We start from the raw sequence: 23,255 nt of genomic DNA on the forward strand, positions 1-23,255 counted from the left end.
TTAGGGTCTCTCCGTCGTAATTGACGCGAAGGAGAGGACATATGATCGCAAGTGACTATTTGAAGCGCAGCGCACTGTATCGGAAGCTGGTCCACGGTCCATATCGGGAGTTTGCGCGCGTTTACGCCACCAAGATGTCAAACGAAGGTTTGGGTCGGCACTGCACGCGGCGCTCGCTGAGCCTGTTTCGAGACCTGATGGACTGGTATGTTGGCAATGGACATCATCCGCAGGATTTAAGCGAAGCTCATGTCGATCGTTTTCTTGAGCATCGTTTCGAACACTGGAGCCCTGACACGGGCGACCGATCAGCGCTCCGACGCTTACTCTCCGCGCTACGGGAAGAGCGCTTAATACCAACTGCCCTCCCGGTTGAGCGTACAGAGCACGAGCAGATTATCGATGTATTCGCGGTATATTTGTCGAATGAGAGAGGACTCGCTGCCTCGACGGTGGAAAGCCACAAGCTGCTGTCATATCGATTTCTGCGGGAGGTCTGTCCTGCCGGCGCAGACGGGTTTGAAGCGCTCACCCCGGAGATTGTCATCGGGTATGTCGAACGACATGCGCTCGATGGCTCCGCCGACAGCGGCAAGGCAATGTGCGGAGTCGTGCGTGCCTTTCTGCGTTACTTGCATCTGAAGGGCTTCATTTCGACGGCGTTGGCCGATTGCGTGCCGTCCATCCGCCGCTGGCGACTTGCCGGCCTTCCAACATTCCTACCGCCAGAGAAGGTCCAGAAGGTTCTTGATGCCTGTGATCGGACGACGGCAATGGGTCATCGGGACTATGCGGTTCTGATGATCCTTGCCAAGCTCGGTTTGCGCGCCAGCGAAGTTGCCACCCTCAATCTCGATGATATCGACTGGCAGTGCGGCACGATCCTCGTACATGGAAAGGGGCGACGGCAAGCGACTATGCCGCTACGTCATGACGTCGGAACAGCTATCGTCGCTTATATCCGGCATGGGCGGCCCGCTTCGGCATGTCGGCGAGTTTTCTTGCGAACTCTTGCGCCGCACGTGGGTTTTGCGTCCGGCTGCGCCATCACGATGATCGCGAAGCAGGCACTCGAACGGGCAGGCATTGACGGCTATGCGCATCACGGTGCCCATCTTTTCCGCCACAGCCTCGCGACCGACCTTTTGCGGTCAGGCGCCAGCTTTGCCGAGATCGGCCAACTGCTCCGCCATCGAAGCATCGACAGTACAAGGATCTATGCCAAGCTCGATATCGAGAAGCTGCGTGAACTGAGCCTGCCCTGGCCGGGAGGTGCCCAATGAGCCGGCTTCGCACCGCGCTTGAGCGCTACGTCGGCATGCGCCAAGGGCTGGGATACAAATATGACGGTCCGGCAAAACGATTGTCGGAGTTCGTCGCTTTCATGGAAGCCCGCGGCGCCGAGACCATCACGACAGACCTTGCAATGGAGTGGGTCACCTCAATGGGCCGGCAGCCGAGTTGGTCCGTCCGCCTGGTTGACGTGCGCTGCTTTGCCCAGCACCTGGCTCATTTCGATCCTCTGACGGAAGTACTACCAAGCGACGCTGTACCGCCGGCACGGCGCACAAAGCCCTACATCTATAGTGAAGTCGAGATTCAGGCGCTTCTGGCAGCAGCACTGTCGCTGCCGCCGGCCGGCGCCCTTCGGCGATGGACATATAACTGCCTGTTCGGATTGATAGCGGTGACCGGGCTGCGCCATTCCGAAGCGCTCGGCCTGCTCCGGACCGACGTTGATCTCGACCAGGGCATCCTCACCATTCGAGAGACTAAGTTTGGTAAGTCACGGCTAGTGCCGCTACATGCCACGACAATCGCCATCCTTTCAGACTATGCCGCCCGACGCGATGCACACCTTGGTACGCCGCGCAGTCCCTATTTCTTCGTCGCCGAACAGGGCGGCAGATTGCTGCATCAATACGTGCACCGCGTGTTCTGGCGATTATCCCGGCAAATCGGATTACGGCAGGAGGGGAATCGCAATGGCCCACGGATTCATGATCTTCGTCACCGTTTCGCCGTCCAGACCCTGATCAACTGGCATCGGGCTGGCGAAGATGTGGAACGCGAACTGCCGGTTCTCTCGACCTTTCTCGGCCATACCAATGTTCGCGACACCTACTGGTACCTGTCCGCCGCGCCGGAACTGATGAACCATGCGGTCCGGCGATTGGATAAGCGTTGGGAGGCTCGGTCATGAGACGCACGAACGACTTGGCCGTGCTGATCGAGCGGTGGTTCACAGATCGGCTTATGAAGCATCGAGGTGTAAGTTCTAACACCATCGCCTCCTATCGCGACACCTTCAGGCTCCTGTTTGCGTTCGCACAGACGCGCCTTGGGAGATCCCCATCCCAGTTGACGCTGCGGGATTTGGACGCTCCCTTCATCGGCGCATTCCTGGAGGACCTTGAGACGAAGAGATCCGCCTCAGTGAGGACCCGGAATCTCCGCCTCACAGCCATCCGATCCTTCTTCCGGTATGCAGCGTTCGAGGAGCCCACACATAGCGCCCATATTCAGCGTGTGCTCGCGATCCCCAGCAAGCGATGTGACAAGCGGCAGCTTCAGTTTCTAACCAGGCCCGAGATTGAAGCGATCCTGGACTGCACGGATCGAAGCACGTGGCTGGGACGCCGCGATTACACTCTGCTATTGTTGGCCGCGCAAACCGGATTGCGGGTCTCGGAGATTGTCGACCTGGACCGAGACTCCGTAATGCTCGGCCAGGGCGCGCATGTGCGATGCGTTGGCAAGGGCCGCAAAGAGCGATGTACGCCGCTCACAAAGGTTGCACGGCAAGCCCTTCGTCACTGGCTCAACGAGCCCAGAAAGCGAAGCGCAACGGCGCTCTTTCCGAACATGCACGGTGGCAAGCTCAGCGCTGACGGCGTGCAGGCACTGCTGAACAAATATGTCGCCAAAGCACGTGAGCACTGCATCTCCCTTCGCTCAAAGCGGGTCTCGCCCCATGTCTTGCGGCACTCCGCCGCCATGGAGTTGCTACAGGCTGGCGTCGACTGCTCGGTTATTGCCCTGTGGCTGGGCCATGAAGCGATGGAAACAACCCTGACCTATCTTCATGCACATCTTGAACTGAAGGAATCTGCACTCGCAAAGCTGAAGCCGTACGAACGCGCTAAGGCCGAGCGATTTCGACCAAACGACCGGCTTCTGGAATTCCTGAACGCCCTCTGAGCATGAGAACTATGCCGAGTGTCAACCACCGGCATCCGGCCGAACCTGCCGGGAACGCGCCATGGACCGTTCCTATCAGAAGAGGCATTCGGCATAGTTCGCCGGTCGGCATAAACCTGCAAAATGAACAGCGTTGATCCGCTCGCCTGGCTCTGCCAAACCTTGACCCGCATCGCTCAAGGCTGGCCCGCGTCTGACATCGAAGCCCTCATGCCCTGGAACTTCAGGTCCGACGCCATCGGCTGACCGCTTACGTTGTAGGGCGACCAAACGGCGTGAAACTCTGCCCGTTCTGGCTCGTCGGCAATGGGGCGAAAGACAAGACCGGAAACGGGAACGGATGCCACCGACTCCGTTGTGATCGTCACTCCCCAGCCTTGGGCGACCATGTGAAACAGCGTCTCGCGGCCAACATCCCAACGCAGAATCCGGGGGTGATGGCCCAGCTCCGCGATCCGCCGCGTCACGTGATCATGCGCCTGCGGGCCGGTTCCGCCATACCGGACAAGGAAGGTTTCGGCCGTGAGGTTTGCCCATCCGAACGTTGGACGATCCGTAAGGGGATGGTCAGCCGGGATAACGGCCATCAACGGCTCCGACCATAGCAAGCGAGAATGGCAGTCCTCGGCCTTCGGCGCTCCGATGACGAAGGCAATGTCGAGTTGGCCTTCTCGCACCAATTGCATGATGTCGGCTGATCGGCCCTCTGTTACGTCGATGCCGATGCGGGGATATTGTTCATGATGGCGGGCAAGCAGATCAGCGAGGAATCCAGCCAAGGGGGGCACATGCAGCCCGATCCGCAAACATCCTTCCTCGCCGCGCGCCAGTGCGCCGGCCGTCTTCATGGCGTGGTCAAGTTGGTCGATGCCGGCGGATACGCTCGTGACAAATTGGCGCCCGGCCTCGGTCAGCCGGACGCCCCGCGCGTGACGCTCAAATAGGAGAACGCCAAGGTCTTCCTCCAATGTCTTCACGCGGGCGCTGACGCTGGACAGGCTGACACCCAGCGCTTTGGCGGCATGACGGAAGTTCAGATATTCGGCGACAGCGCATGTCTGTATCAGAGCGGCCATTGGAACCCGGCCGCCCAACAGCTTGGATGATTGGTCGTAATCCAAAAATCTATTCTGCCGCCGTCTCATGCTGCCTCACGATCCCGCTGAAATGCACCGAGCATCACGGCGACGAGCAGGAGCAGCACGGACGCCCACAAGCCGCTTGATAGATTCTGCATCGCATCGTTGACCAAGCCGATAGCGACTGGCCCGAGCATCTGGCCGATCCCGAAGACGACGGTGAGAATGCCGATGGCAGACGCCCATTGCGTTTGCAGGAGGTTGCGTCTCACGAAGGCGGTCGTTGCAGCCACCACCGCGAAGAACGCGCTACCGAACAATGCCGCCGATGCGAGCAGCATCGGCACCGTATTGGATACGAGCGGCAGCACGGCCCCGATGGCGGTAATGCCGGTCAGGATCGCAAAGGCGTGCCCGTGCAGGAACCGCTTGAGGATCACTGTCCACAGCCACGGCGATGCCATCGTCGCCAGTCCGATAGTCGCCCAAAACAGAGCTTGGAAACTGACCCTGCCGCCGCTGCCCTGCACCCAGGCGATCATGAACGTCATGTAGGCGATATAGCCCGCGCCGAAGAACAGATAGCCGCACAGTAGCCAGCGCATATCCGCGTAACGCGGACTCGCCTGCACAGATGGTGGCGCGGCGGTGCTTTCACCCCGCGCAAGAAGCAAACCGACAGCCAGCGGCAGGGAAAGGACCGCAAGCGCGGCCCATGCCGCGCCCCACGATCCCGCGCCGAACCGTTCGAGCGTGAACGGAACCGCGACGCCGGACAGCAGAATGCCGAGGCCCGGTCCCGCATAGAACAGGCCGAGCAGGAAGGCGGCGCGTTCCGGGTTGCGCTGCGCCACGCCGGCCGCGAGCACACCGCCCGACACGAAGGCGAAGCCGCCGCCAAGCCCAGCCAGCACTCTGGCGGCGTTGAGCGGTATGGCGTGACGGAAAACGGCGCAAAGCATGAGCGCCACGACGCAGGCCCATGCGCCGGCCACCATGACACGATATGCGCCGACCGAAGCGATTGCCCGCGCAGCGACCAAGGCCCCGAGCAGATAGCCGGCGGCATTGGTGGTGTTCATCCAGCCCGCATCCGCATAGGACCAGCCAAGATCGGCGCGCATGTCGGGCAGGACCAGCGCATACGCGAAGCGGGCAATGCCGAGGCCGATTGCAGGCGCGAGCGCCAGCGCCGCAACAACCGCAACATCGCGGCGGGCGTGCTCCGGTTCAGGGCTGGTCAGTCTGTCGGCGCTGGACCGCGAGGGCGTGGATAACAGGTTCCAAAGCGAACGAAGGCCACAAGCAATTGTGCGGCGCATCGCTACGTTTCGGCTCCGGTGCGCGCGGCGGCGATGATGGTCGATCAGCTCCAGCGTGATAATCGGCTGCGACATTGCCATCTGAGTCCATTTTTCATACCCAAACTATCCGCTCTGGGTATGAAAATCAAACTCTGTTATGCTGACCGCATGACCGAATGCGCCTCCAAGATCGTTTCCTCCCACCAAGCCCCTGTGCCACTCGCAGAATGCGCGCTCGCGCGGGCCATCCGTGCCATCGGCGACGGCTGGACGCTGCTGATCCTTCGGGAAGCCTTGTGTGGGGTGGAGCGGTTCGACGCGATGCACGACGATCTCGGCATTCCGCGCTCGGTGCTCGCGGAGCGGCTGTCAAAGCTGGTCGCGGAAGGCATCCTTGAACAGCGACCCTATCGGGAGCCGGGCCGCCGGCAGCGCAATGGCTATGTGCTGACGGAGAAAGGCCGCGCGCTCACGCCGGCACTGGTCGCTTTGCGCGAGTGGTCGGAAGCCTATCTGCCCGGCGGCCCCTCACGATTGCGCCTGCAAACTGCGGACGGCCAAGAGGTCGTCACCCGCCTCATGCGCGCCGATGGCTTGGTGTTGGTCAGCCCTTCCGAGATCGTCGCAGTAGCCAAGCCGGAATAGCTGCGCATTGACCCATTGATGCGGTGGAAGATCGCCCCGCGCCGCCTGATGACAGGCGCTGGCGTCCCCTGATCCAGAGCAAGCAATCTGCCGCGCTGGTTCATCGCCTCGCGCACCCGCTGGCCAAAGTCGGTCGGTGCGACGTCGTCCGTCTTGCCGGAGGGTTAACCGCCGGTCGAGCTAATACGGCCCCTCACTGATCAAAACCCATTGGCCCATTCTCTGCGTCCGATCGACATGACGCGCCATGGCTGGCTTTCGAGCCGCCGCCAGGCATCGCAGCAATGATCGACGATGTCGTCGTATGATTTGAACACGCGGTTTGATAACCAGTTGTCGCGCATGAAATGCCAGAGGTTTTCGACCGGGTTGAGCTCCGGCGATTTCGGCGGGAGTGGCAGAATGGTGATGTTTTCGGGCACGACGAGATTGTTGGACATGTGCCAGCCTGCCTGATCCATGATGAGGACAGCGTGCGCGTCGAGATCGACGTGACGGGCAATTTCGGCCAGATGCTGGGTCATTGCGTGGGTGTCGCACCATGGCATGACCAGCGCGGCCGCCTTGCCGAGCTTCGGGCAGATTGCGCCGAAGATGTAGGCCGACCTTGTGCGCTGATCGTGCGGTGCTGAAGGCCGTGTTCCTCGCCTGGCCCATCGGCGGGTGATCTTGTTCTTTTGCCCGATACGAGCCTCATCCTGAAACCAAATCTCTATGCGTTTTCCTCGGGCGGCTCCAGCGGCAATCTCTGCCACTGCGGCGGGGAAACTTTTTTAAAATCCTCAATGGCTTGAGGGTCTTGCGCGTGATGTTTGGGTCGGACAGCCAGCTTGCGATAGCCCATGGACCGGACTTCACGGCTCAGCGTTTGCTCGCTCACCGAAACGCGAAACTCTTCCCAAAGCCATTGCGCCAGATCGCACAGACGCCAACGAACAACGCCGTCGAGATAGGGTGTCGGCCCACGCTCGATTGCTTGCGCCAGGGCCGCACGCTGCTGATCGTTCAACCGCGACTGTGGACCGGGAGCCTTGCCATTGATCAGGCCTTTGGGACCGTGTTCGTTGAACCGCATGACCCAGTCCCGGACAATTTGGAGCGTGACGCTGCCGAGGCGGGCGGCATCGGAACGCGAGCCTCCATCGTAGATCGAGGCGAGTGCCAAAAGACGTCGTGCCTGAGCGGCATCCTTCGTCTGCCGCGCCAGCCGCCGCAGACCGTCTCCATCAAAATCCGCCCGTAGTGAAATCCCTGATCGCATCGCAGACCTCCGGTTTGCACCAGAGATTCAGATTCACCGCACTTTGGGAAGACAAAAGAGTCAAGCTCAGCGAGGCGGCGTATAAGTCGCGCCATTCCCATATCGAGCAGAAAAATTTGGGCTCCGGCTAGAGGCAATTTTGCCGCCGCCGCTCATGGTGGCGTCCCGGCCAAATCTCACGAAAATCGGACGTTCGGCGGCCATGGTGCCGGTCGAAAACCAACAAAACCAAGGCTTTGCACGAAATCGCGGCACCAAGGGGGTAAAATATGGGGTGCCGCTCTCGCACCACCTAAACAGTGTGCAGACAACGATAATTTCCAGAACATGGGCGACGTAGTGCCATGTTCTTTAATCTTGCCCTCCGAAAATCCGCCCCTTTCCGCCCAAAACGCCGATTTCCGGTTTTGCACTAAACACGCCGATTTCCTGCATGGACACTGCAAGGAAGTTTGCTGCCGAAGGCGCATTATTTCGACCGCCGATCTGCAAAGCGGCTGCCGGATTCACGCCGATCTGATGCACATTCCACGCCGCCCGATGCGCACCGAGCGCGTAGGTGAAGTGCATGAGTTTCGGCAGTGATCGCGTCGTCAACAGTGCTTGCTGTGCAAGCATCAGGACGCTGCAGGCGTCTCTATTCGCTGGGACAGGCGCGACGGTGGATCGGACGAGCAACTTCATTGGAGCGACCGCTAAGTGTCAGGTGTGGGCGGCCCGCTTCAAGAAGATACAAGAAATCCCTAGTCCACCAATTCAACGTTGAGCTTATCCAGCGCGCTACCAACCTCTCCAAGTTGGGCAAGCGGTGCGATACATTTTTCAACGAGATGTGACGTGATTGCGCGATCGAATACGACGACACAGTTCTCGCTGGTTAGCCGCGACGCATAGAGGATACCGTCGATCGTATGGTCCTTGTATACGAAATCGGCGAATTGCTGTGCTTCATCGAAGCACTTAGCCCCAGTTATATCGGTGGATATGCCGAGCTTGAGACAGCCTCCTTTGCGCAAGTCTACGAGCCGCAGGGGTTTGATCGTGCCGAGTTGAACCGCAGAGCGTTCGGTAAGTTCCGTGGTGAAGAGACGACGATCCTCAAGACCTTCATACCGATCACGCACAACGGTCTCGGCGAGCGCTGTCGCAAGGTTGCGGGCGGCATACAGAACCGCAAAATCTTTCTTGGTACCGCCAAAACGTGAAACTCCAGCCGCACAGCCGAGCGGTGTCGCTTGATGGACCGAAGGGATAATTCGGACATAATTCGAAAACTCGAAGACTTTGGTCTGACTTGCGAGCGCCCCTCCCACGATCATGGTCAGCCGAAATCGCGCTTGGCCAAGTCTAGTACCCGATTGATCGCACCTGCCTTCAGCAAAGCTATCGGAGCTGGTTCATCGGTCGCTGGCCGAGGTGTTCGCAACCACAGCCAAGCCACATTCGGTTTGCCCACATTCTCGACCACCGATCGCACGCCCGGCGTCGGCTTGCCTTTCATGAACTGCTCCAAGGGGTAGACAGGCTCGCCCGAGTCACCGCGAAGCGCGATAACTGCCCCCTCAGCCACCCAGCGCTCCAGTTCATCTGGCGACAGCGCCAACCTCGTTTCGAGGGCCGCGGCGTCAAACACCTCTCCTGCCCAGTCGCTTATAGGAATGGAAACGGTAGCCTCTGCCAGCCTGCGCTCGCCAATGACGCGTGAGACGATCGGACCAAGCCCTTCGCCTTCGTCATGCTCGATGGTTTCAGATGTGAACAAGCCCGGCGTATGATCATGATCATCACGCGCACGCTTGATCCGTCGCCTACGCGACGTCCTGCCAAATATCGGGCGATCATCACCCATTCTTGACAGAAGCGCCCTCCGATCCGCGCCTACAAGGCCATAGGCATCAAGAACCAGCGCGTCGATTGCCGCGAGTTTATCAGCGAGTTGTTGAGGATCGGAACCACGTGCCGCCTCCGCAGCATAGGCACGACTAAGCACGCCGAGCTCGGGGGGAAGCTTGGCGGGAATAGGTGCCTCTTCCAGCTTACCGATCCGAAACCTCTTATCGAACGAATGCTCGGTCAAGAAAGCGTTAATCACCGGGCCATTAATAACCGCAGCCAGCGCATCAAGATCGATCTCGACGCCGGACCGCGGCCACAGACCCAAGAACTGCTGGGTTGCGCGACGCCCTAGGCGGTCGACAGCTGCTGCAAGCCGCCAATAGCCACGGCTGAGGCGTGTCGCGTTGCATAGAATTTTGGGCTCGTCCCAAGCCAAATTCCCACCAGCCAGAATTTGACTGGATCGCACATCCATCCATCTCGCATTTTCGAGCAGATACTGGTGGACGCTCGAACTGTCCTGATAGCCCAATTCCCGATCCGGACCGGGTACGTCGCTGGTCCGTGCTCGCTGTCCCGAATGCCACCGGAGACCCCAGCTTCCCTTTACTACCGATCCGAGCTTCGGCAGCTTCTGGAAGCGGTCCCATAACTCCTGTGAGGGATAGACCCAGAGTTCGCCGGATGGCGCATCCGCCTGCGGTCGCGAACGCTCCCGTTGCAGCGATGGCAGGCCCGTCGCTGCAAACTTCTTCTTATCGCCGTCTAGGACGACTGCCGAGCGGATAATCTGGCGGCTTCTGTTTGACGCCTTACGCGCAATCACTAGTGCGCTGTTTGCTTGTGACACATTGAAGATGCCATCGGGAAGCGCCACAAGCTCGATTTCGCGATACAGTCGTTCGAGAGCGACGCGTTGGCTCCGATACCGTCGATCGACCAGCACCGTGTTAGGTAGCACGAATCCCAACATGTCGGGCTCGGCGCGCAATGCCATCTCGAGAGCATAAACCGCCTTTGATCGGCTGATCTTGAATGCTTCGGGATAGGCTTTCGCCTCATCTTTGGTAAACGCTTCGAATGGCGGATTGCAGAGCACGACACGCGCGCCGTCGAGGCATGCGCCAAGCGCTTCTTCTTCGAACAGATCAATCTCGTCGATCTTCCAGCCGTTCGCGTTGGGATAGTCAGCAAGAATCAGGGACAGCTTAGCCACCTCGGCCGCAAACGGGTCGATTTCAGCGCCTCCGATATGCTTCACTAGAAGATCGTGGCGCCGCTTATCATTCCAATCGGCAGGTAAGGCGTCGCGCATGAAGCGGAGTGCCGAGCCAAGAAATACGCCCGCGCCGGCAAATGGCTCGACCACCCGAGGGGGCGCTGTGCCAAACTCCCACAATCTTAACCGGCCGACGATATAATCAGCAACATGCCGCGGCGTGCTATGCGTACCGAACTCCGCCCGCGCCTTGTCGGTGACGAGTGTGGATTCATAGACATAGGCAAGATCATCGGCGGAAATGTTCGCGACGTTGAAGCCCGAACGAAAGATTCTCCATACCGGTTTGAGCGCGGCGATCGCAGATGAGGGCCACGCCTGCGACACATTGCCAAGCTCGTAGAAGTCATCCATCGCGTTGAGCACCGACCGGACGTCGTCGGCGTTCCAGCTTTGCGCGCGCGCGTGTTGGCGGTCCATTAGGATCTTTGCAGCAAGCAACCGGAATACACCGCGGAAGAAGATGCGAATAGCATCGTCGCCATTGAATTCACGCGTGTCGGCGACAGCTTCACGGATCAGTCGGTCGAGCTTTACATGAATTTCTCCGGCGATCGCCGGCATCAGACCTAGGTCGACGAAGTCTAGCTGTGCCTTGGGTTCGATATGGCCAATGGATTTGGCGCGATGGATACGATCAGGTGCCCAACTTCCGCGTCTTTCAGCAAAGAAATAAGGGATCGCATCAAGGCCAAACTCGGCAAATTTGTGCGGAGGCTTATTAGCATAGACCTGCCAAGCTGAAATCTGTCCTGGCTCGATCACCAAGAACACCGGAGCGCCGAGAGCACGATGTTCACGGATAATCTTGGCAGCGGTCTCAGGCGTCGCCTCGATTACTGCAAAGGCTGCTGAACGGTAGGAAGGTGGGGTCTGCGTAAATGCGGCGAATGGTACGATGCAGGTGGTGTCGCCCTTACCCCAAACATTGCTGAACGTATAGTTCCGGCGCAATGCCTCGTAGCGATAGCCGAGCTTGACTGACTCACGTTCGATGATGTCGATCAAACTCATCGGCGTGACCTAGCGATCATCGGCGGAAAGGCAAGATCACCTTGTGGATCGGGAATGCTGGCGAGCAAACGTTCGCGAAGCTCAACAACAAGCGGTGCTAACTCGATGAGTAACGCAACGGCGGCGGGAGGTATGTGGCACTCATGACCCACAAGCTCGACCCGACGAGACTCGAAATCAATCGCCACGCTCGATCGCTCAAGCTGCGGCCAAGGATGTGCAGCGCACAATTCAAACAGCGGCATTGCGGTACCTGTGAAGGCGGGCAATGGCATTGAAAGTGATGTATTGATTTTGTGCACCACGCTGGTTGCGAGCAGATCGGCTGCTGAGAAGCAGCCTGACCGACTATGATCTTTCGCCAGCGGTGGCAGCGCTTCACGATAGCTGCGCCATTGCTGCTTGCTCAGACCAAAGGCCGAGCGCAATTGCCCAGTCGTGAAAAGCATGACGAATATCACCCCATGGTGTTGATCAGCAACACCATGGGGTGATTAGCACAGGCGTGCGGAAAGAACAAACCAAGATTCTCATAATGTGCTAGAGTTGGCTCGATTGGCTTCGCTTCAAGCGAGTTGCAAACGCAAATGGCTATGAGGAAAGGCCCGCCAAGCTGGAAAGCCGTCCGGTTTTTCCGATACTGACGCTTCAAACCTCTACGATCAGCAAATGTCTGTCTCGGTCAAAACCTGCCCGAGGATGACGAAGGAGAGGGTATGGCTTGGAGCACCGTCCAAGCGTCGAGAAAGCGACGTGCCGAGGCTTCAAAGCCTCTAGCGCCTTGCCTCGCCTCAGAACAACCCCTCGATAAACCCCTCCTCGTTGAGGAAGATCTTCTCCGACGACGGCACCTTCGGCAGGCCGGGCATGGTCATGATCTCGCCGGTGATGACGACGACGAAGCCGGCGCCGGCCGAGAGGCGCACCTCGCGCACCGGCACCGTATGGCCGGAGGGCGCGCCGCGCAGGTTCGGATCGGTCGAGAAGGAATATTGCGTCTTGGCCATGCAGACCGGCAGGTTGCCGTAGCCCTGCTCCTCCCAGATGCGCAGCTGGTCGCGCACCGACTTGTCCGCGATCACCTCGCCGGCATGGTAGATGTCCTTGGCGATGGTCTCGATCTTCTGGAAGAGCGGCATCTCGTCCGGATAGAGCGGCGAGAACTGCGACAGTCCGGATTCGGCAAGTTCCACCACCTTGCGTGCCAGGTCCTCGATGCCGGCCGAGCCGAGCGCCCAATGACGGCAGAGGATCGCCTCTGCTCCGAGCGTCGCGACATAGTCCTTCACCGCCTGGATTTCCGCATCCGTGTCCGAGATGAAATGGTTGATGGCGACCACGACGGGCACGCCGAACTTCTTGACGTTCTGCACATGGCGGCCGAGGTTGGCGCAGCCCTTCTTGACCGCGTCGATATTCTCCCGGCCGAGATCGTCCTTCTTCACCCCGCCGTTCATCTTCATGGCGCGCACGGTGGCGACGATGACCGCCGCATCCGGCTTGAGCCCGGCCTTTCGGCACTTGATGTCGAAGAACTTCTCCGCCCCGAGATCGGCGCCGAAGCCGGCCTCCGTCACCACATAGTCGGCAAGCCTCAGCGCGGTCGTGGTGGCGACGACCGAGTTGCAGCCATGGGCGATGTTGGCAAAGGGACCGCCATGCACGAAGGCGGGATTGTTCTCCAGCGTCTGCACGAGGTTCGGCTGCATGGCGTCCTTCAAAAGCACGGTCATCGCGCCGTCCGCCTTGATGTCGCGGGCAAAGACCGGCGACTTGTCGCGGCGATAGCCGACGATGATGCTGCCAAGGCGCTTTTCGAGGTCCTTCAGGTCGGTCGCAAGGCAGAGGATCGCCATGACCTCCGAGGCGACCGTGATATCGAAACCCGTTTCGCGCGGATAGCCGTTGGCAACGCCGCCAAGCGAGGCGACGATGTGGCGCAGCGCCCGGTCGTTCATGTCCATGACGCGCCGCCAGGCGATGCGGCGGATGTCGATGTTCTGCTCGTTGCCCCAGTAGATATGATTGTCGATAAGCGCGGAAAGCAGGTTGTGCGCCGATGTGATGGCGTGGAAATCGCCGGTGAAGTGGAGGTTCATGTCCTCCATCGGCACGACCTGCGCATAGCCGCCGCCGGCCGCCCCGCCCTTCACGCCGAAGCAGGGCCCGAGCGAGGCTTCGCGGATACAGGTGATCGCCTTCCTGCCGATGCGATTGAGGCCGTCGCCGAGGCCGACCGTCGTCGTTGTCTTGCCCTCGCCCGCCGGCGTCGGGTTGATCGCGGTGACGAGGATCAGCTTGCCGTTCTTCCTGCCCTTCTGCGCGGCGATGAATTCGGCACTGATCTTCGCCTTGTCATGGCCGTAGGGCAGCAGGTGCTCGGGCGGAATGCCGAGCTTCTCGCCGATCTCCAGGATCGGTCTTTTCTTGGCGGCGCGGGCAATTTCGATATCGGATTTCACGTCGGCCATGCGGTGTCGCTCCCTCTCGGCACAGCTACCGCAACCGGGTCTCCTCCCCTGACGGCGGTGCTTCCTTCATTATCTGCCGCGCCATTTCATCGTGAAGCCGGGGGCAATGCCACACCGGGTTTTGCCGCTTGTTAGACCAGAAACGACATGGGGGGATAAATTTGCGGCGAATAGCGAATAGCGAATAGCGAATAGCGAATAGCGAATAGCGAATAGCGAATAGCGAATAGCGAAAGAGATCGCGCCCCTATTCGCTATTCGCAACTCCCTATTCGCTCCCTACCGCGCCAGCACGTCGCGCATCTCGACGAGATTGGACCGCACGCGCAGGACATAAAAGCCCATCGTGGCAAGATGGGTCGGCATGATCCAACCGTCCTCGCGGCCGTTGGAGATGATCGCCGGCTGGATGTTGAGGGCGGACCGCAGCTGCTTGATGCTTTCCGTCCAGAGCGGCTCGATGCCGCGCAGCCTGATGACCGCATCGAAATCCGCGCCGGCGGCCGAAAGAATGCCGTAATAGCCGTAGAGCTGGCCATAGGCGAACCAGTAGCGGTCGTCCGCACGCGTATCGAACCAGCCGCCATTGTGGAACTCCGACCGTTCGCGAATGATTGCGGAGGTCGAGCCGATATCGTTGGCGATGCGGTCGAGGAATTCGATCAGGTTGTCCGAACGGCCGTCGAAGATCGCCTCGCAGGATTCCAGCGCGGCGTTGAACTTGCGCAGGTCCGCCATCGCCGTGCGGTAATAGGTCGGCGTCGGCGTCTTCGGCAGCAGCGAATCCGAGCCGAAATACCACGTCTCCTCATCGAACTGGATATTGCCGCGGGCCCGCTGGAGGTCGGCATTGATGCCAGAGGTGCCGCGCACACGGCCGAGCGAATCGACGAGCTCGACCGCCGTGCGGCGGACCGCCTGGTTGATGCCGCGCTGGAACGAGGCCTTGTTGTCGAACCAGGGCGTACGGTCCCAGTCGAGCCCGAAAAGGCCGAGCTTATAGAGCAGCATGGACGAAATCCAGGCATTCTGGTTGACGTTGTAGTCGATGAGGTCGGCCGTCACATCGACGATGGCCGAGCGCACGCAGGTCTTCGGCTCCGGCTCGGCGACCTCGCCCGCTGCCGGCGTGGTCGCCTGCCCGCCCGATGCGCTGCCGGCATCCTGCTTGCGCTGGGCGAGATTGTAGGCGTTCACGTAGTCCGGGCTGAAGCCGGTCCACATCTGGGTCTGCCAGATGAAATAGGCGTAGAAGCCGACAAGCAGGAGCAGGCCGATGCCGATCGGCCCCTTGATGATCCAGCCGCGCGCCCGATACCAGTTCGTCACCGTCATGAACGGCCAGAGGATCCAGGCGATCACGAGGCCGATGCCCCGGCCGATGGCCGCGAAGATGCGTTGGAAAAACGCGACAATCGGGTCAAGCATTAGGGTCGTCCTCTCTGATGCCGAAAAGTTTCCTGCGGAAGGCAGCCTTGTCCTGCAGATAGGTCCGCGTCAACGTCGCCACAACATAGGCGCGGAACTTTTCGCTGTAGTGTTCGTAGGCGGCGTAGAACCCCTGCTTGTCGAAGACGAAGCGGGAGACGAAATCATAAGGAACCATCTGTGAAATCAGGCGGTTGACCAGCCACTGGTCCGGATGCTCGGGCGCTGCGCGCACCAGCATGAAGCGCCGCTGCGGCGGCACTTCGGCAATCTTGATCTCCCCCGTCGATGCAAGCGTTCGGATCGCCTCCTGCAGGAAGGGATAGGTGCCGTCGCGCGCCATGAGCTCGGCATTGCGATGCATCCAGGTCTGCAGCCAGATGCGGTCTGCCTTTTCGAGATCGGCGGTCGGATCACCCCGGTTGACGAGGCCGACCACCGTCATCTCCGCCCGGTGCTGGAAGAGGCCCGACGGCTCCACCCAGGAGGCGCGCGGCAGTTCCAGCCGCTTCGTGGAGGCGAGGAAATCGAAGATACGCTTGTGGTCGTCGAGCGCGATATAGCTCACCTGCCAGGGCCGGGAACGGCGGAAGCCCGGCACGGTCGGGTCGCAGATGACCGTCGTCGTCTTGTCGTCGAGGAAGACGTAGACGCCGCCGAAATGGTTCGCCCAATAGGCCTCGTGGCGGAAGACGAGCTGGTCGGGCACCAGCGCGTTCTGGCGGATGTCGCCGGTCTGTTTCACCAATTCCACCATGCGGTTGAGCATGGCATCGTCCGCCCAGGCATTCGGCACGGTCTTCAGCCGGTCGACGAGGCCGCGCAGCTCCCCCGCCTTGCCGAGCATGTCCTCGGCCGACAGGACCTTGAAGCGCACCTCGTTGATCGAGAGCAGGTCGTCGATGTCGTTGACGACGGAGACGGAGTCCTCGATCTCGCCATAGAGCGCATCGCGGATGGTGATGGCGTTGATCGCCCGGGCGTTGGCCGAGAAGAACTCGTGCATCAGCGCCGCGGTGTTGGAAAAGCTTGTATGCACGACCGGCAGGTTCACCTGCTCCGGCGTCATGATGATGAAGCGACGGTTGACACGGTTCGGATCGAGATAGTCCCGATCGCCGAGTTCGTCGGCGATCTCCGGCGAAAATCCGGTCATGTCGATGCGGAAGCTGGGAAGCGCCGTGCGGCGCATGCCGAACCCGTCGAGCGCCTTGTTGTAACGCTCCACCAGATGCGGCTCATCGACCGGCAGCAGCCGTCCATAGATCAATTCGGCTTCGAGGAGGCGTTTCATGCGTCTTGAATCACTCGCTTACCGGCCTTTTATTGTCTTCACCCCAGAAGAGATCATCGAGATCAACACGCAAGGCCTTGGCGATGCTCCTGAAAACCGAAATGCTGCCTTCCTTCTTGCCGGTTTCGATCTCGGAAAGATAGGCCGCGCTGATGCCGATGGCCTTCGCCAGGTCCTTGCTCGTCATGCCGCGGAAATCGCGCCAGACGCGGATCGGGCTCTCTCCGTCGATCAGCCGGTCGACGAATTCGGACGGAACCTTGAGATCGTCGCCCTCCGCGATGCGCCGTTTGGCTTCGTCGTAGGCGGCGACGTCCTCCAGCATTTCCGCCATTTCGACGAGCGCCTCGTATTCGGCCCGCGCGAGCACGACCATCTCTTCGCCGCCCGGCGTGGTAAATCTGGTCACCTTGTTCATCGCCCGCTTCCTTCAGTAGATGCTTCCGCGGCTATCGACTTCAAGCACATCAAGAACGTCGCCATTTGCATCGAAGATCACACGCCAGTTACCGACCCGCAATCTAAAGCCCGCACGTCCCTGCAGCTTTTTGACATTTGCTTTCTGCGCTGCAGGATCGGCAGCATATTGGTAAATCTTCCGTCTGATCTTGTCGGCTTCGTTTCTCGGTATCCGGGCCAGCGTCCTTAAAGCCGGTGCATGAAAGACGACCTGTTTCATGGACACTAAACCTCACCCGGGCAACAGGCAATAAAATTCGCTAACAGCTAATTTTTACCACCGTCCCTCCGCCTTCATCGTCTCGATCTCGCGGATCGCCTTCTCGCGCTGGCGTTCGCGGCGGATGATGTCGGAAACCGCCGCGTCGTCGGATTTGTCCGTGTAACGGAATTCGCTGTCGGCGTAGCGGTTGATCTCCTGGAGGACCATTTCCATGGTGATCGGGCCGCGCAGTTCCTCGATCATCGCCTTCTTCTCGTCGTAGCCCTTGTGCATGAAGGCGCCCGCGGTGGCGAACCAGTCGTCCGGCAGGTCCACATCCATGGCGCGCATCTTGATCGCGTCGGTGATGTTCTTGATGGCGCGGCCGGTGAAGCGGGGCTCGGCGATCTTGATGCGATGGAGATAGGCGCCGACATCGGCGAGCGACTTGATGGCACCGTGCTCCTTCTCGTGCATTTCCCACACGGCGAGAAGGCCCTCTTCCTGTGGTTTTGCATGTTGTCCGTAGGAGGTGGAGACGGCACGCTTGATCTCCTGGCCCTCGAAGAGCGTGTGCGCGCCGAGTGGGATCGAGTGGTTCTTGCCGACCAGCATGGCGAAGATGTCGATATAGTCGTCCTCGGTCTGCGGCCCGTCGACCAGCCAGCGGGCACCGGCGCGCTGGCGCAATGCATCGTCGACATTTTCCGGATAGTTGGAGAACATGCCAAAGGTGCAGTTGCCGCGCACCACGGTCGAGGCGCCGGCAAAGCTTTCCATGAGGACCGCGGTCACCTCGTGCTGGCCGGCCGAGGCCCGGTCGTCCGAACGTTTCGCGGCGACCTGGTCGACGTCGTCGATCGTGCCGAAGCCGATCGCCTTCGGGTTGATGACGTTGTTGACGAATTCCTTGCAGTTCTGGCCGGATTTGCCCTGGTAGGAGGAAATCTGGTCGACGCCGAAATTCTCGTAGTGGAAGGCGTAGCCGGCGGTCTGGCAGTAGTCGTTGACGAGGCCGGCGAGCATCTGGATGAGGATCGTCTTGCCGGTGCCCGGCATACCGTCGCCGATGAAGGTGAAGAGGAAGCCCCCGAGCTCGACGAAGGGGTTGAGCTGGCGCTCGAAATCATAGGCCACAAGCATCTTGGCGAGCTTCATCGCCTGGTATTTGGCGATGTGGTTGCCGATGATCTCTTCCGGCTTCTTGAAGGTCATCGTGAGCGGCTTGCGCTTCTGGCCGGGCGCGACGTCGAAGCCGGAGAGGGTGAAATCGTCCTGCTCGATGCGGATATGGGCATTCTCGAAGCCGGCAAGGCCGGTGAAGCGCGCGCGGCGGCTGATCAGCCCCTCGATGGCGACGCGGGCGAAGGCCCGGGCGCGGGAAACGAGCGCCGCATCGTCCGGCGCGCCGGCAATCGTCCGGTCGAGGCCGGCGACCATGCTCTTCAGCGCGTCCTGCGGCGTGTCGAAGAGATAGTCCGGCTCGCCGCCGTCCTCCACCGGTTCGCCCTCGCCCGGCAGCGTCGCACCGAGATAGGCGGCGAAGGTGAAGGCGGCGATATAGGCGGAGGCGGAAAGCAGCGCCTTGAACTGGTTCGCCTCGTCGCCTGCCAGGGGCGAGGCGAGATTGCGCGATTGCAGGCCTTCGAGATTGGTCTGGCGGGAAAAGGCATCCGTCACCGCCAGGGCGACCTGAAGACCACGGCGGGAGCGGAAGAGCACGGCATGCTGCTGCGGCGAGAGCAGCGGGTCGGCGGCGCGCACGGACTGGATGGTCCTTGCCAGCTCCACCTCGCGCGTGCGCCGCGCGCCGGCGGTCGAGACCGTCGACACGAAACGTCGGCCGGTGCCGGCAAGCGAGGTGCCCTGTCTGCCGTCGTCGCTTTCGAGGATGACGAGCTTGGTGACGAGGCTCTGCGCCGTCGCCTGATGCTTGGCGATATCGTCTTCGTGGATCGTCGTCAGTCCGGCATTGAGGCTCATCGGTCTCAGTCCTTCTGATGGCTCGGTGGCAAAAACCACCGAGGGATTTGGGCTCCGTCAGGAGCAGTTTGCCGCCGGTCTCCCCGAAGCATCCGCGAGAACGCGACGGGTGGAGCGTGAAAGCGGCCGGCGGATCGGCGCCCGCCTGGCCGGGCGGATGTTCACCCTTCGCTGATCACCTGGTTTCCCGAGATCACATGCACCTTGTAGGCGCCGAAAATGCCGGCGGTCTCGCCCGCGGCATAGAGCGCCTGATAGGCATCGTGCGGCACCAGCGCGTGTTTCTCATAGGCGCTGACGCCCATGCGGGCGGCCTCGAGATCGTCGGTCTCGATATGGAACTCCTCCTGCGCCGGGGTGGAGCTCCAGAAACCCTTCTTCGCCGGGCGCTCGGCCTTGGAGAAGACCTCCTGCACGGTCCAGGTCAGCAGCCAGGCGTTTTCCGGCTTCCGCACCTTGGAAAGGATCTCGTTAACCCGCTCGTTGTTCTCGGTGATGCCGGCCGAATAGAACGGCCCCAGCACGATGCGGCGCAGCTGCTTGGGATGCAGCGTCGGAAAATCCCGGTCGAGATTGGTGGCGATCGTCGCGGGGGTGAGCGAATAGGCACTGTTCTTCAGCGCGAAATCGTCGAAGCGGCTGGCAAGCTCGGGATTGAGCAGGCCGCCGACCGGCAGCGGGATGTCCACCTCCGGATTGAGCTTGCCATCCTTCGTCACCAGCATCTTGATGACGTTCTCGCTCGAATCCTCGATCGTCGCCATGTAGACCATCGGCAGCGTCGCCGTGCCGTCGAAGGCGCCCCAGCACACGACGTAATAGGGCCGCATGGTCTTCGGGTTGACGGCGACGCGGATCGTCTCCGGCAGCACGAAGGGCGAGAAGATGTCGCCCTTGCCGATCTGTTCCAGGTAGAGCCGCTCGGCCATGCGCGCCTGGAGATCGCCCGGGAACTCCTTGTGACGCAGGATGAAATCCGCCATCTCGCCGCGCAGCTGGTCGGCATTCGGGATCGCGGCAAGCCGCTTTTCCGCGCTCTGCCGGTCGTTCTCCAGTTCCAGCACGTTCTGGAACACCGGAAAGCCGCTCTCGGCGCGCGAGACGCGGAACTGCTGGACGAAGCCGATGCGGTTCTCCCAGCAGGCGAAGGAGGCCTTCAGCCGGGCAAGGTAGGGCACGACGATCTCGCCCACCACGCTGTTGCGGTAGAGCGGCGAGTTGCGGTCGGCAAGGAAGATCTCAAGGCCGCCGAGGGCGGCGCGGATGGTGGAGAAATATTGTGCGACGGCGCTGTCGGCGGGGGCGTTCATGAGAGCGTCCCTTCCTTGCCGGCGAGCACCCCCCTCTGCCCTGCCGGGCATCTCCCCCACAAGGGGGGAGATTGGATGGAGCAAACGCTTCGCCCATGACTGACGCTACGCCTGGAGCCTTGTTCGCGCCTCTTGCCGATCTCCCCCCTTGTGGGGGAGATGCCCGGCAGGGCAGAGGGGGGTAACGCGATGCGCGACGTCGGCATTCGGGGTATCACTGCTTCACGTAGTTCGCGGTGTTGTGCTTGTCCATGACAGCCTGGAAGCGCCGGGCGAAGGCGTCGTCGGCGAGCTTCTTGCGGCGCTGGATGTCCTGCGTCGCCAGCATGTTCTTCTCGTGCATTTCGAGGAGATCGCCGATATGGCGCTGGGCGGCCGAGCCGATGCCGGCCATGGTCTCTTCCGCGGCCGTGTCGACCTGCGAGCCGAGCGTGTTGATCTTGTGCGCCACGTCCTGCTGCGCGGCGGTCTTCAACGAATCCTCCAGCGCCTTGTAGAGCACGATGCGCTGCTCGGTATCGATGGTCAGCTTGTTGATCAGCGTGTTCTGCGCGGCGATCTGGTTGTTGAGCGAATCGACGAAGGTCTGGAACATCGAGGTGTAGCGTTCCAGCGTCTGGCTCTCGGCAAGCAGCTCCTGCTCCTTCGCCTGCATCTGGTTGTATTCCGTCGCCAGCGCCGAGCGCTCGCCTTCAAGGTCCGTGCGGGTCTTCTGGTCCGTCGAAGCGGCGATGCGGTTCTCGAGATCCATCAGCAGCGGGTTCAGCTCCTCGATGCGCTTCTGGGTGGCCTCGAGATTGGTCATCGTGCCCTTGCGCCGCTCGATCACCTGCACGAGGCTCGCCTCGGAGGTCTTGTAGCGCTGGTCGAGGATCGACTTCTGCTCCTTCAGGATGCCGACGATCGTGTCGGACTTGGAAAGCAGTTCCTGCAGGTTGCCGGCGAGCGACATGTTGCGCACGCGGTCGGTGCGCATGCGCTGCATCTTCTGCTTGGAGAAGATGCCGATGAACTTCTCGTAGCCCGTATAGCTCTTCATGCTCTCGAATTCGGTGCCGAAGATGTTCGTCGCATCTTCGAGGCCGATAATGAGGTCGGCGATATTGCCTTCCATCACGCGCTGCTGGGCGATGACGTCCTGGATGCGGGCGTTCTCGATGTCGAAATTGACATCGCCGAGCTTGGTGTCCGCCTTGGCGAACTGGTCGAGCACGGTGCTCGACTGCTCCAGCTTGCTGCGCATCTGGTTGACGACGCTGCGAGTCTTCTCGATTTCCGCATCGAAGTTCTGAAGTGTGGCCATGCTTGTCCCCTTGAAACTCTCCACGGCAGACGTCTGCGCCGCCCGATTTATTCCATCGCGGCAACACTATACGATTTCAGGCAGATAGGAACCTGCCCGCCGCCTTTACCGAACAAGATGTGGGACGGCACGGACCGCCCACAAGAGCGGTGCCGAAAATTTCGGCGGCGGCTAATGGCCCGCCGGCGCTTTCAGATAGGCGATGAGGTTGGCGATATCCTCGATCTTCCTCAGTCCCGCGAAGGCCATGGCGGTGCCCGGCACCATGGCCTTGGGCGACATCAGATACTCGGCGATCAAGGCCTCGTTCCACATCTTGCCGCCCTCGGCGAAGGCCGTCATGGCGGCGGAATAGCGGTAGTCGCCGACGGAGGCGACCGGCCGGCCGACAATGCCGGCGAGCGTCGGCCCGACGCGGTTGACCGGCTCGGTCGAATGGCAGGGCGCGCATTTCTTGAAGACCGTCTTTCCCGCGACGGCATCGCCCTCCGCCAGGGCGGGGGCGGCGAGACAGAGGAACGCCGCGGCGGCGGCAGGAAGTCGTTTCATCATTTGTCCCCTCGCCGCCCGACGGCCGTCAATCGGCGTTCATGATGTCGTCCCAGTGGCGGCGGCAATAGGAAACGTACTTGTCATTGCCGCCGATTTCCACCTGCGCGCCTTCGCGCGCCACCTTGCCGTCCGCGCCGAGCCGGACGACCATCGTCGCCTTGCGGCCGCAATGGCAGATGGTGCGCACCTCGCGCAGCTCGTCGGCGATGGCGAGCAGCGCTTGCGAGCCGGGAAAGAGCTTGCCCTGGAAATCGGTGCGCAGGCCGTAGGCCATGACGGGGATATGCAGCCGGTCGGCGACGCGGGCGAGCTGCCAGACCTGCGCCTCGGAGAGGAACTGCGCCTCGTCGACGAAGACGCAGGCGATCTCGCCGCCGCCGTCGCCATTCAGTTCCTCGACATGCTTGTAGAGGTCGTCGGCATGGTCGAAGGCGATGGCTTCCGAGGTCAGGCCGATGCGCGAGGAGATGCGGCCCTGGCCCGCGCGGTCGTCGAAGGAGGCGATCAGGATCGCCGTGCGCATGCCGCGTTCGCGGTAGTTGTAGGACGCCTGCAGGAGCAGCGTCGACTTTCCCGCGTTCATCGTCGCGTAACTGAAATAGAGCTTGGCCATGATTTTCTCCGTCCCCGCCTC

20 protein-coding genes and 2 pseudogenes are annotated in these 23,255 nt (G+C 61.0%); 5 read left to right on the plus strand and 17 right to left on the minus strand.

Annotated elements, in window-relative coordinates; genetic code table 11:
* The first annotated feature begins 41 nt into the window (after positions 1-41).
* From WMC41_RS14345 to WMC41_RS14360, 4 genes and pseudogenes are all read left to right on the plus strand, one after another.
* Positions 42-1,283, plus strand: coding sequence for a site-specific integrase (locus tag WMC41_RS14345; RefSeq protein WP_432344158.1), 1,242 nt, complete (start codon positions 42-44; stop codon positions 1,281-1,283).
* Positions 1,280-2,203, plus strand: a complete 924-nt coding sequence (locus WMC41_RS14350) for a tyrosine-type recombinase/integrase (RefSeq protein WP_432344161.1) — start codon at positions 1,280-1,282, stop codon at positions 2,201-2,203. Before WMC41_RS14345 ends, WMC41_RS14350 begins: the two co-directional genes overlap by 4 nt.
* Entirely contained in the window at positions 2,200-3,201 is a 1,002-nt protein-coding gene (locus WMC41_RS14355; protein ID WP_432344164.1) for a tyrosine-type recombinase/integrase, read from the plus strand. The genes WMC41_RS14350 and WMC41_RS14355 overlap by 4 nt, the downstream gene beginning before the upstream one ends.
* A gap of 114 nt (positions 3,202-3,315) precedes the next feature.
* Positions 3,316-3,447 (plus strand): annotated as a pseudogene (locus tag WMC41_RS14360) (transposase domain-containing protein); the annotation flags it as partial.
* 74 nt (positions 3,448-3,521) lie between these two features.
* On the opposite strand, the pseudogene WMC41_RS14365 reads toward WMC41_RS14360, so the two are convergent.
* Both WMC41_RS14365 and WMC41_RS14370 read right to left on the minus strand, forming a co-directional pair.
* Positions 3,522-4,346, minus strand: a pseudogene (locus WMC41_RS14365) (LysR family transcriptional regulator); the annotation flags it as partial.
* Positions 4,343-5,683: a YbfB/YjiJ family MFS transporter gene (locus WMC41_RS14370; RefSeq protein WP_432344167.1), complete on the minus strand. Its 1,341-nt coding sequence runs from the start codon at positions 5,681-5,683 to the stop codon at positions 4,343-4,345. The gene WMC41_RS14370 and the pseudogene WMC41_RS14365, both read right to left, overlap by 4 nt.
* Positions 5,684-5,722: 39 nt before the next feature.
* Between WMC41_RS14370 and WMC41_RS14375 the strand changes: the two genes are divergently transcribed.
* Positions 5,723-6,229, plus strand: coding sequence for a winged helix-turn-helix transcriptional regulator (locus WMC41_RS14375; RefSeq protein ID WP_432344169.1), 507 nt, complete (start codon positions 5,723-5,725; stop codon positions 6,227-6,229).
* 200 nt (positions 6,230-6,429) lie between these two features.
* On the opposite strand, the gene WMC41_RS14380 is transcribed toward WMC41_RS14375, so the two are convergent.
* The 15 genes from WMC41_RS14380 to WMC41_RS14450 all read right to left on the minus strand — a co-directional run bounded on the left by WMC41_RS14380 (position 6,430) and on the right by WMC41_RS14450 (position 23,234).
* Positions 6,430-7,490, minus strand: a protein-coding gene (locus WMC41_RS14380) for an IS630 family transposase (RefSeq protein WP_432344172.1) whose coding sequence is annotated in 2 segments (ribosomal slippage) — positions 6,430-6,998 and positions 6,998-7,490 — 1,062 coding nt in all. Because the reading frame shifts where the segments join, the coding sequence is not laid out codon by codon here.
* A gap of 351 nt (positions 7,491-7,841) precedes the next feature.
* Positions 7,842-8,174 (minus strand): hypothetical protein, encoded by a 333-nt coding sequence (locus tag WMC41_RS14385; RefSeq protein WP_432344174.1) that lies wholly within the window; start codon positions 8,172-8,174, stop codon positions 7,842-7,844.
* Between the two features lie 59 nt (positions 8,175-8,233).
* Positions 8,234-8,809, minus strand: coding sequence for an RES family NAD+ phosphorylase (locus WMC41_RS14390; RefSeq protein WP_432344177.1), 576 nt, complete (start codon positions 8,807-8,809; stop codon positions 8,234-8,236).
* A 2-nt stretch (positions 8,810-8,811) separates the two neighbouring features.
* Positions 8,812-11,619, minus strand: a complete 2,808-nt coding sequence (locus tag WMC41_RS14395) for an N-6 DNA methylase (RefSeq protein ID WP_432344179.1) — start codon at positions 11,617-11,619, stop codon at positions 8,812-8,814.
* Complete coding sequence (locus WMC41_RS14400; RefSeq protein ID WP_432344181.1) at positions 11,616-12,068, minus strand: hypothetical protein; 453 nt, start codon at positions 12,066-12,068, stop codon at positions 11,616-11,618. Before WMC41_RS14400 ends, WMC41_RS14395 begins: the two co-directional genes overlap by 4 nt.
* Before the next feature lie 342 nt (positions 12,069-12,410).
* Positions 12,411-14,090, minus strand: coding sequence for a formate--tetrahydrofolate ligase (locus WMC41_RS14405; RefSeq protein WP_272806107.1), 1,680 nt, complete (start codon positions 14,088-14,090; stop codon positions 12,411-12,413).
* Positions 14,091-14,369: 279 nt separating this feature from the next.
* Positions 14,370-15,518, minus strand: coding sequence for a DUF2333 family protein (locus WMC41_RS14410; protein WP_244767065.1), 1,149 nt, complete (start codon positions 15,516-15,518; stop codon positions 14,370-14,372).
* Entirely contained in the window at positions 15,511-16,812 is a 1,302-nt protein-coding gene (locus tag WMC41_RS14415; RefSeq protein WP_432344183.1) for a DUF6638 family protein, read from the minus strand. Before WMC41_RS14415 ends, WMC41_RS14410 begins: the two co-directional genes overlap by 8 nt.
* Positions 16,813-16,822: 10 nt before the next feature.
* On the minus strand, positions 16,823-17,230 hold the full coding sequence (locus tag WMC41_RS14420; RefSeq protein ID WP_280530988.1) for a helix-turn-helix domain-containing protein: 408 nt from the start codon (positions 17,228-17,230) through the stop codon (positions 16,823-16,825).
* 12 nt (positions 17,231-17,242) lie between these two features.
* Positions 17,243-17,491: a type II toxin-antitoxin system RelE family toxin gene (locus WMC41_RS14425; protein WP_272806108.1), complete on the minus strand. Its 249-nt coding sequence runs from the start codon at positions 17,489-17,491 to the stop codon at positions 17,243-17,245.
* 54 nt (positions 17,492-17,545) lie between these two features.
* Positions 17,546-19,456, minus strand: a complete 1,911-nt coding sequence (locus WMC41_RS14430; protein ID WP_432344187.1) for an AAA family ATPase — start codon at positions 19,454-19,456, stop codon at positions 17,546-17,548.
* Positions 19,457-19,617: 161 nt separating this feature from the next.
* Positions 19,618-20,766, minus strand: a complete 1,149-nt coding sequence (locus WMC41_RS14435) for a hypothetical protein (RefSeq protein WP_432344189.1) — start codon at positions 20,764-20,766, stop codon at positions 19,618-19,620.
* 214 nt (positions 20,767-20,980) lie between these two features.
* Positions 20,981-22,069, minus strand: coding sequence for a hypothetical protein (locus WMC41_RS14440; protein WP_244767070.1), 1,089 nt, complete (start codon positions 22,067-22,069; stop codon positions 20,981-20,983).
* A gap of 171 nt (positions 22,070-22,240) precedes the next feature.
* Positions 22,241-22,618, minus strand: a complete 378-nt coding sequence (locus WMC41_RS14445; RefSeq protein ID WP_244767071.1) for a c-type cytochrome — start codon at positions 22,616-22,618, stop codon at positions 22,241-22,243.
* Between the two features lie 28 nt (positions 22,619-22,646).
* The gene (locus WMC41_RS14450; RefSeq protein ID WP_244767072.1) at positions 22,647-23,234 is read right to left on the minus strand and encodes a thymidine kinase; all 588 of its coding nucleotides are present in this window, start codon (positions 23,232-23,234) and stop codon (positions 22,647-22,649) included.
* Between the last annotated feature and the right edge of the window lie 21 nt (positions 23,235-23,255).

Source organism: Shinella yambaruensis (assembly GCF_050859155.1).
Taxonomy (GTDB): domain Bacteria; phylum Pseudomonadota; class Alphaproteobacteria; order Rhizobiales; family Rhizobiaceae; genus Shinella; species Shinella yambaruensis.

Coding starts and splice junctions, on each gene's coding strand:
- WMC41_RS14345 (WP_432344158.1), top strand. CDS start 42: ATGATCGCAAGTGACTATTTGAAGCGCAGCGCACTGTATCGGAAGCTG.
- WMC41_RS14350 (WP_432344161.1), top strand. CDS start 1,280: ATGAGCCGGCTTCGCACCGCGCTTGAGCGCTACGTCGGCATGCGCCAA.
- WMC41_RS14355 (WP_432344164.1), top strand. CDS start 2,200: ATGAGACGCACGAACGACTTGGCCGTGCTGATCGAGCGGTGGTTCACA.
- WMC41_RS14370 (WP_432344167.1), bottom strand. CDS start 5,683: ATGGCAATGTCGCAGCCGATTATCACGCTGGAGCTGATCGACCATCAT.
- WMC41_RS14375 (WP_432344169.1), top strand. CDS start 5,723: ATGAAAATCAAACTCTGTTATGCTGACCGCATGACCGAATGCGCCTCC.
- WMC41_RS14385 (WP_432344174.1), bottom strand. CDS start 8,174: ATGAAGTTGCTCGTCCGATCCACCGTCGCGCCTGTCCCAGCGAATAGA.
- WMC41_RS14390 (WP_432344177.1), bottom strand. CDS start 8,809: ATGATCGTGGGAGGGGCGCTCGCAAGTCAGACCAAAGTCTTCGAGTTT.
- WMC41_RS14395 (WP_432344179.1), bottom strand. CDS start 11,619: ATGAGTTTGATCGACATCATCGAACGTGAGTCAGTCAAGCTCGGCTAT.
- WMC41_RS14400 (WP_432344181.1), bottom strand. CDS start 12,068: ATGCTTTTCACGACTGGGCAATTGCGCTCGGCCTTTGGTCTGAGCAAG.
- WMC41_RS14405 (WP_272806107.1), bottom strand. CDS start 14,090: ATGGCCGACGTGAAATCCGATATCGAAATTGCCCGCGCCGCCAAGAAA.
- WMC41_RS14410 (WP_244767065.1), bottom strand. CDS start 15,518: ATGCTTGACCCGATTGTCGCGTTTTTCCAACGCATCTTCGCGGCCATC.
- WMC41_RS14415 (WP_432344183.1), bottom strand. CDS start 16,812: ATGAAACGCCTCCTCGAAGCCGAATTGATCTATGGACGGCTGCTGCCG.
- WMC41_RS14420 (WP_280530988.1), bottom strand. CDS start 17,230: ATGAACAAGGTGACCAGATTTACCACGCCGGGCGGCGAAGAGATGGTC.
- WMC41_RS14425 (WP_272806108.1), bottom strand. CDS start 17,491: ATGAAACAGGTCGTCTTTCATGCACCGGCTTTAAGGACGCTGGCCCGG.
- WMC41_RS14430 (WP_432344187.1), bottom strand. CDS start 19,456: ATGAGCCTCAATGCCGGACTGACGACGATCCACGAAGACGATATCGCC.
- WMC41_RS14435 (WP_432344189.1), bottom strand. CDS start 20,766: ATGAACGCCCCCGCCGACAGCGCCGTCGCACAATATTTCTCCACCATC.
- WMC41_RS14440 (WP_244767070.1), bottom strand. CDS start 22,069: ATGGCCACACTTCAGAACTTCGATGCGGAAATCGAGAAGACTCGCAGC.
- WMC41_RS14445 (WP_244767071.1), bottom strand. CDS start 22,618: ATGAAACGACTTCCTGCCGCCGCCGCGGCGTTCCTCTGTCTCGCCGCC.
- WMC41_RS14450 (WP_244767072.1), bottom strand. CDS start 23,234: ATGGCCAAGCTCTATTTCAGTTACGCGACGATGAACGCGGGAAAGTCG.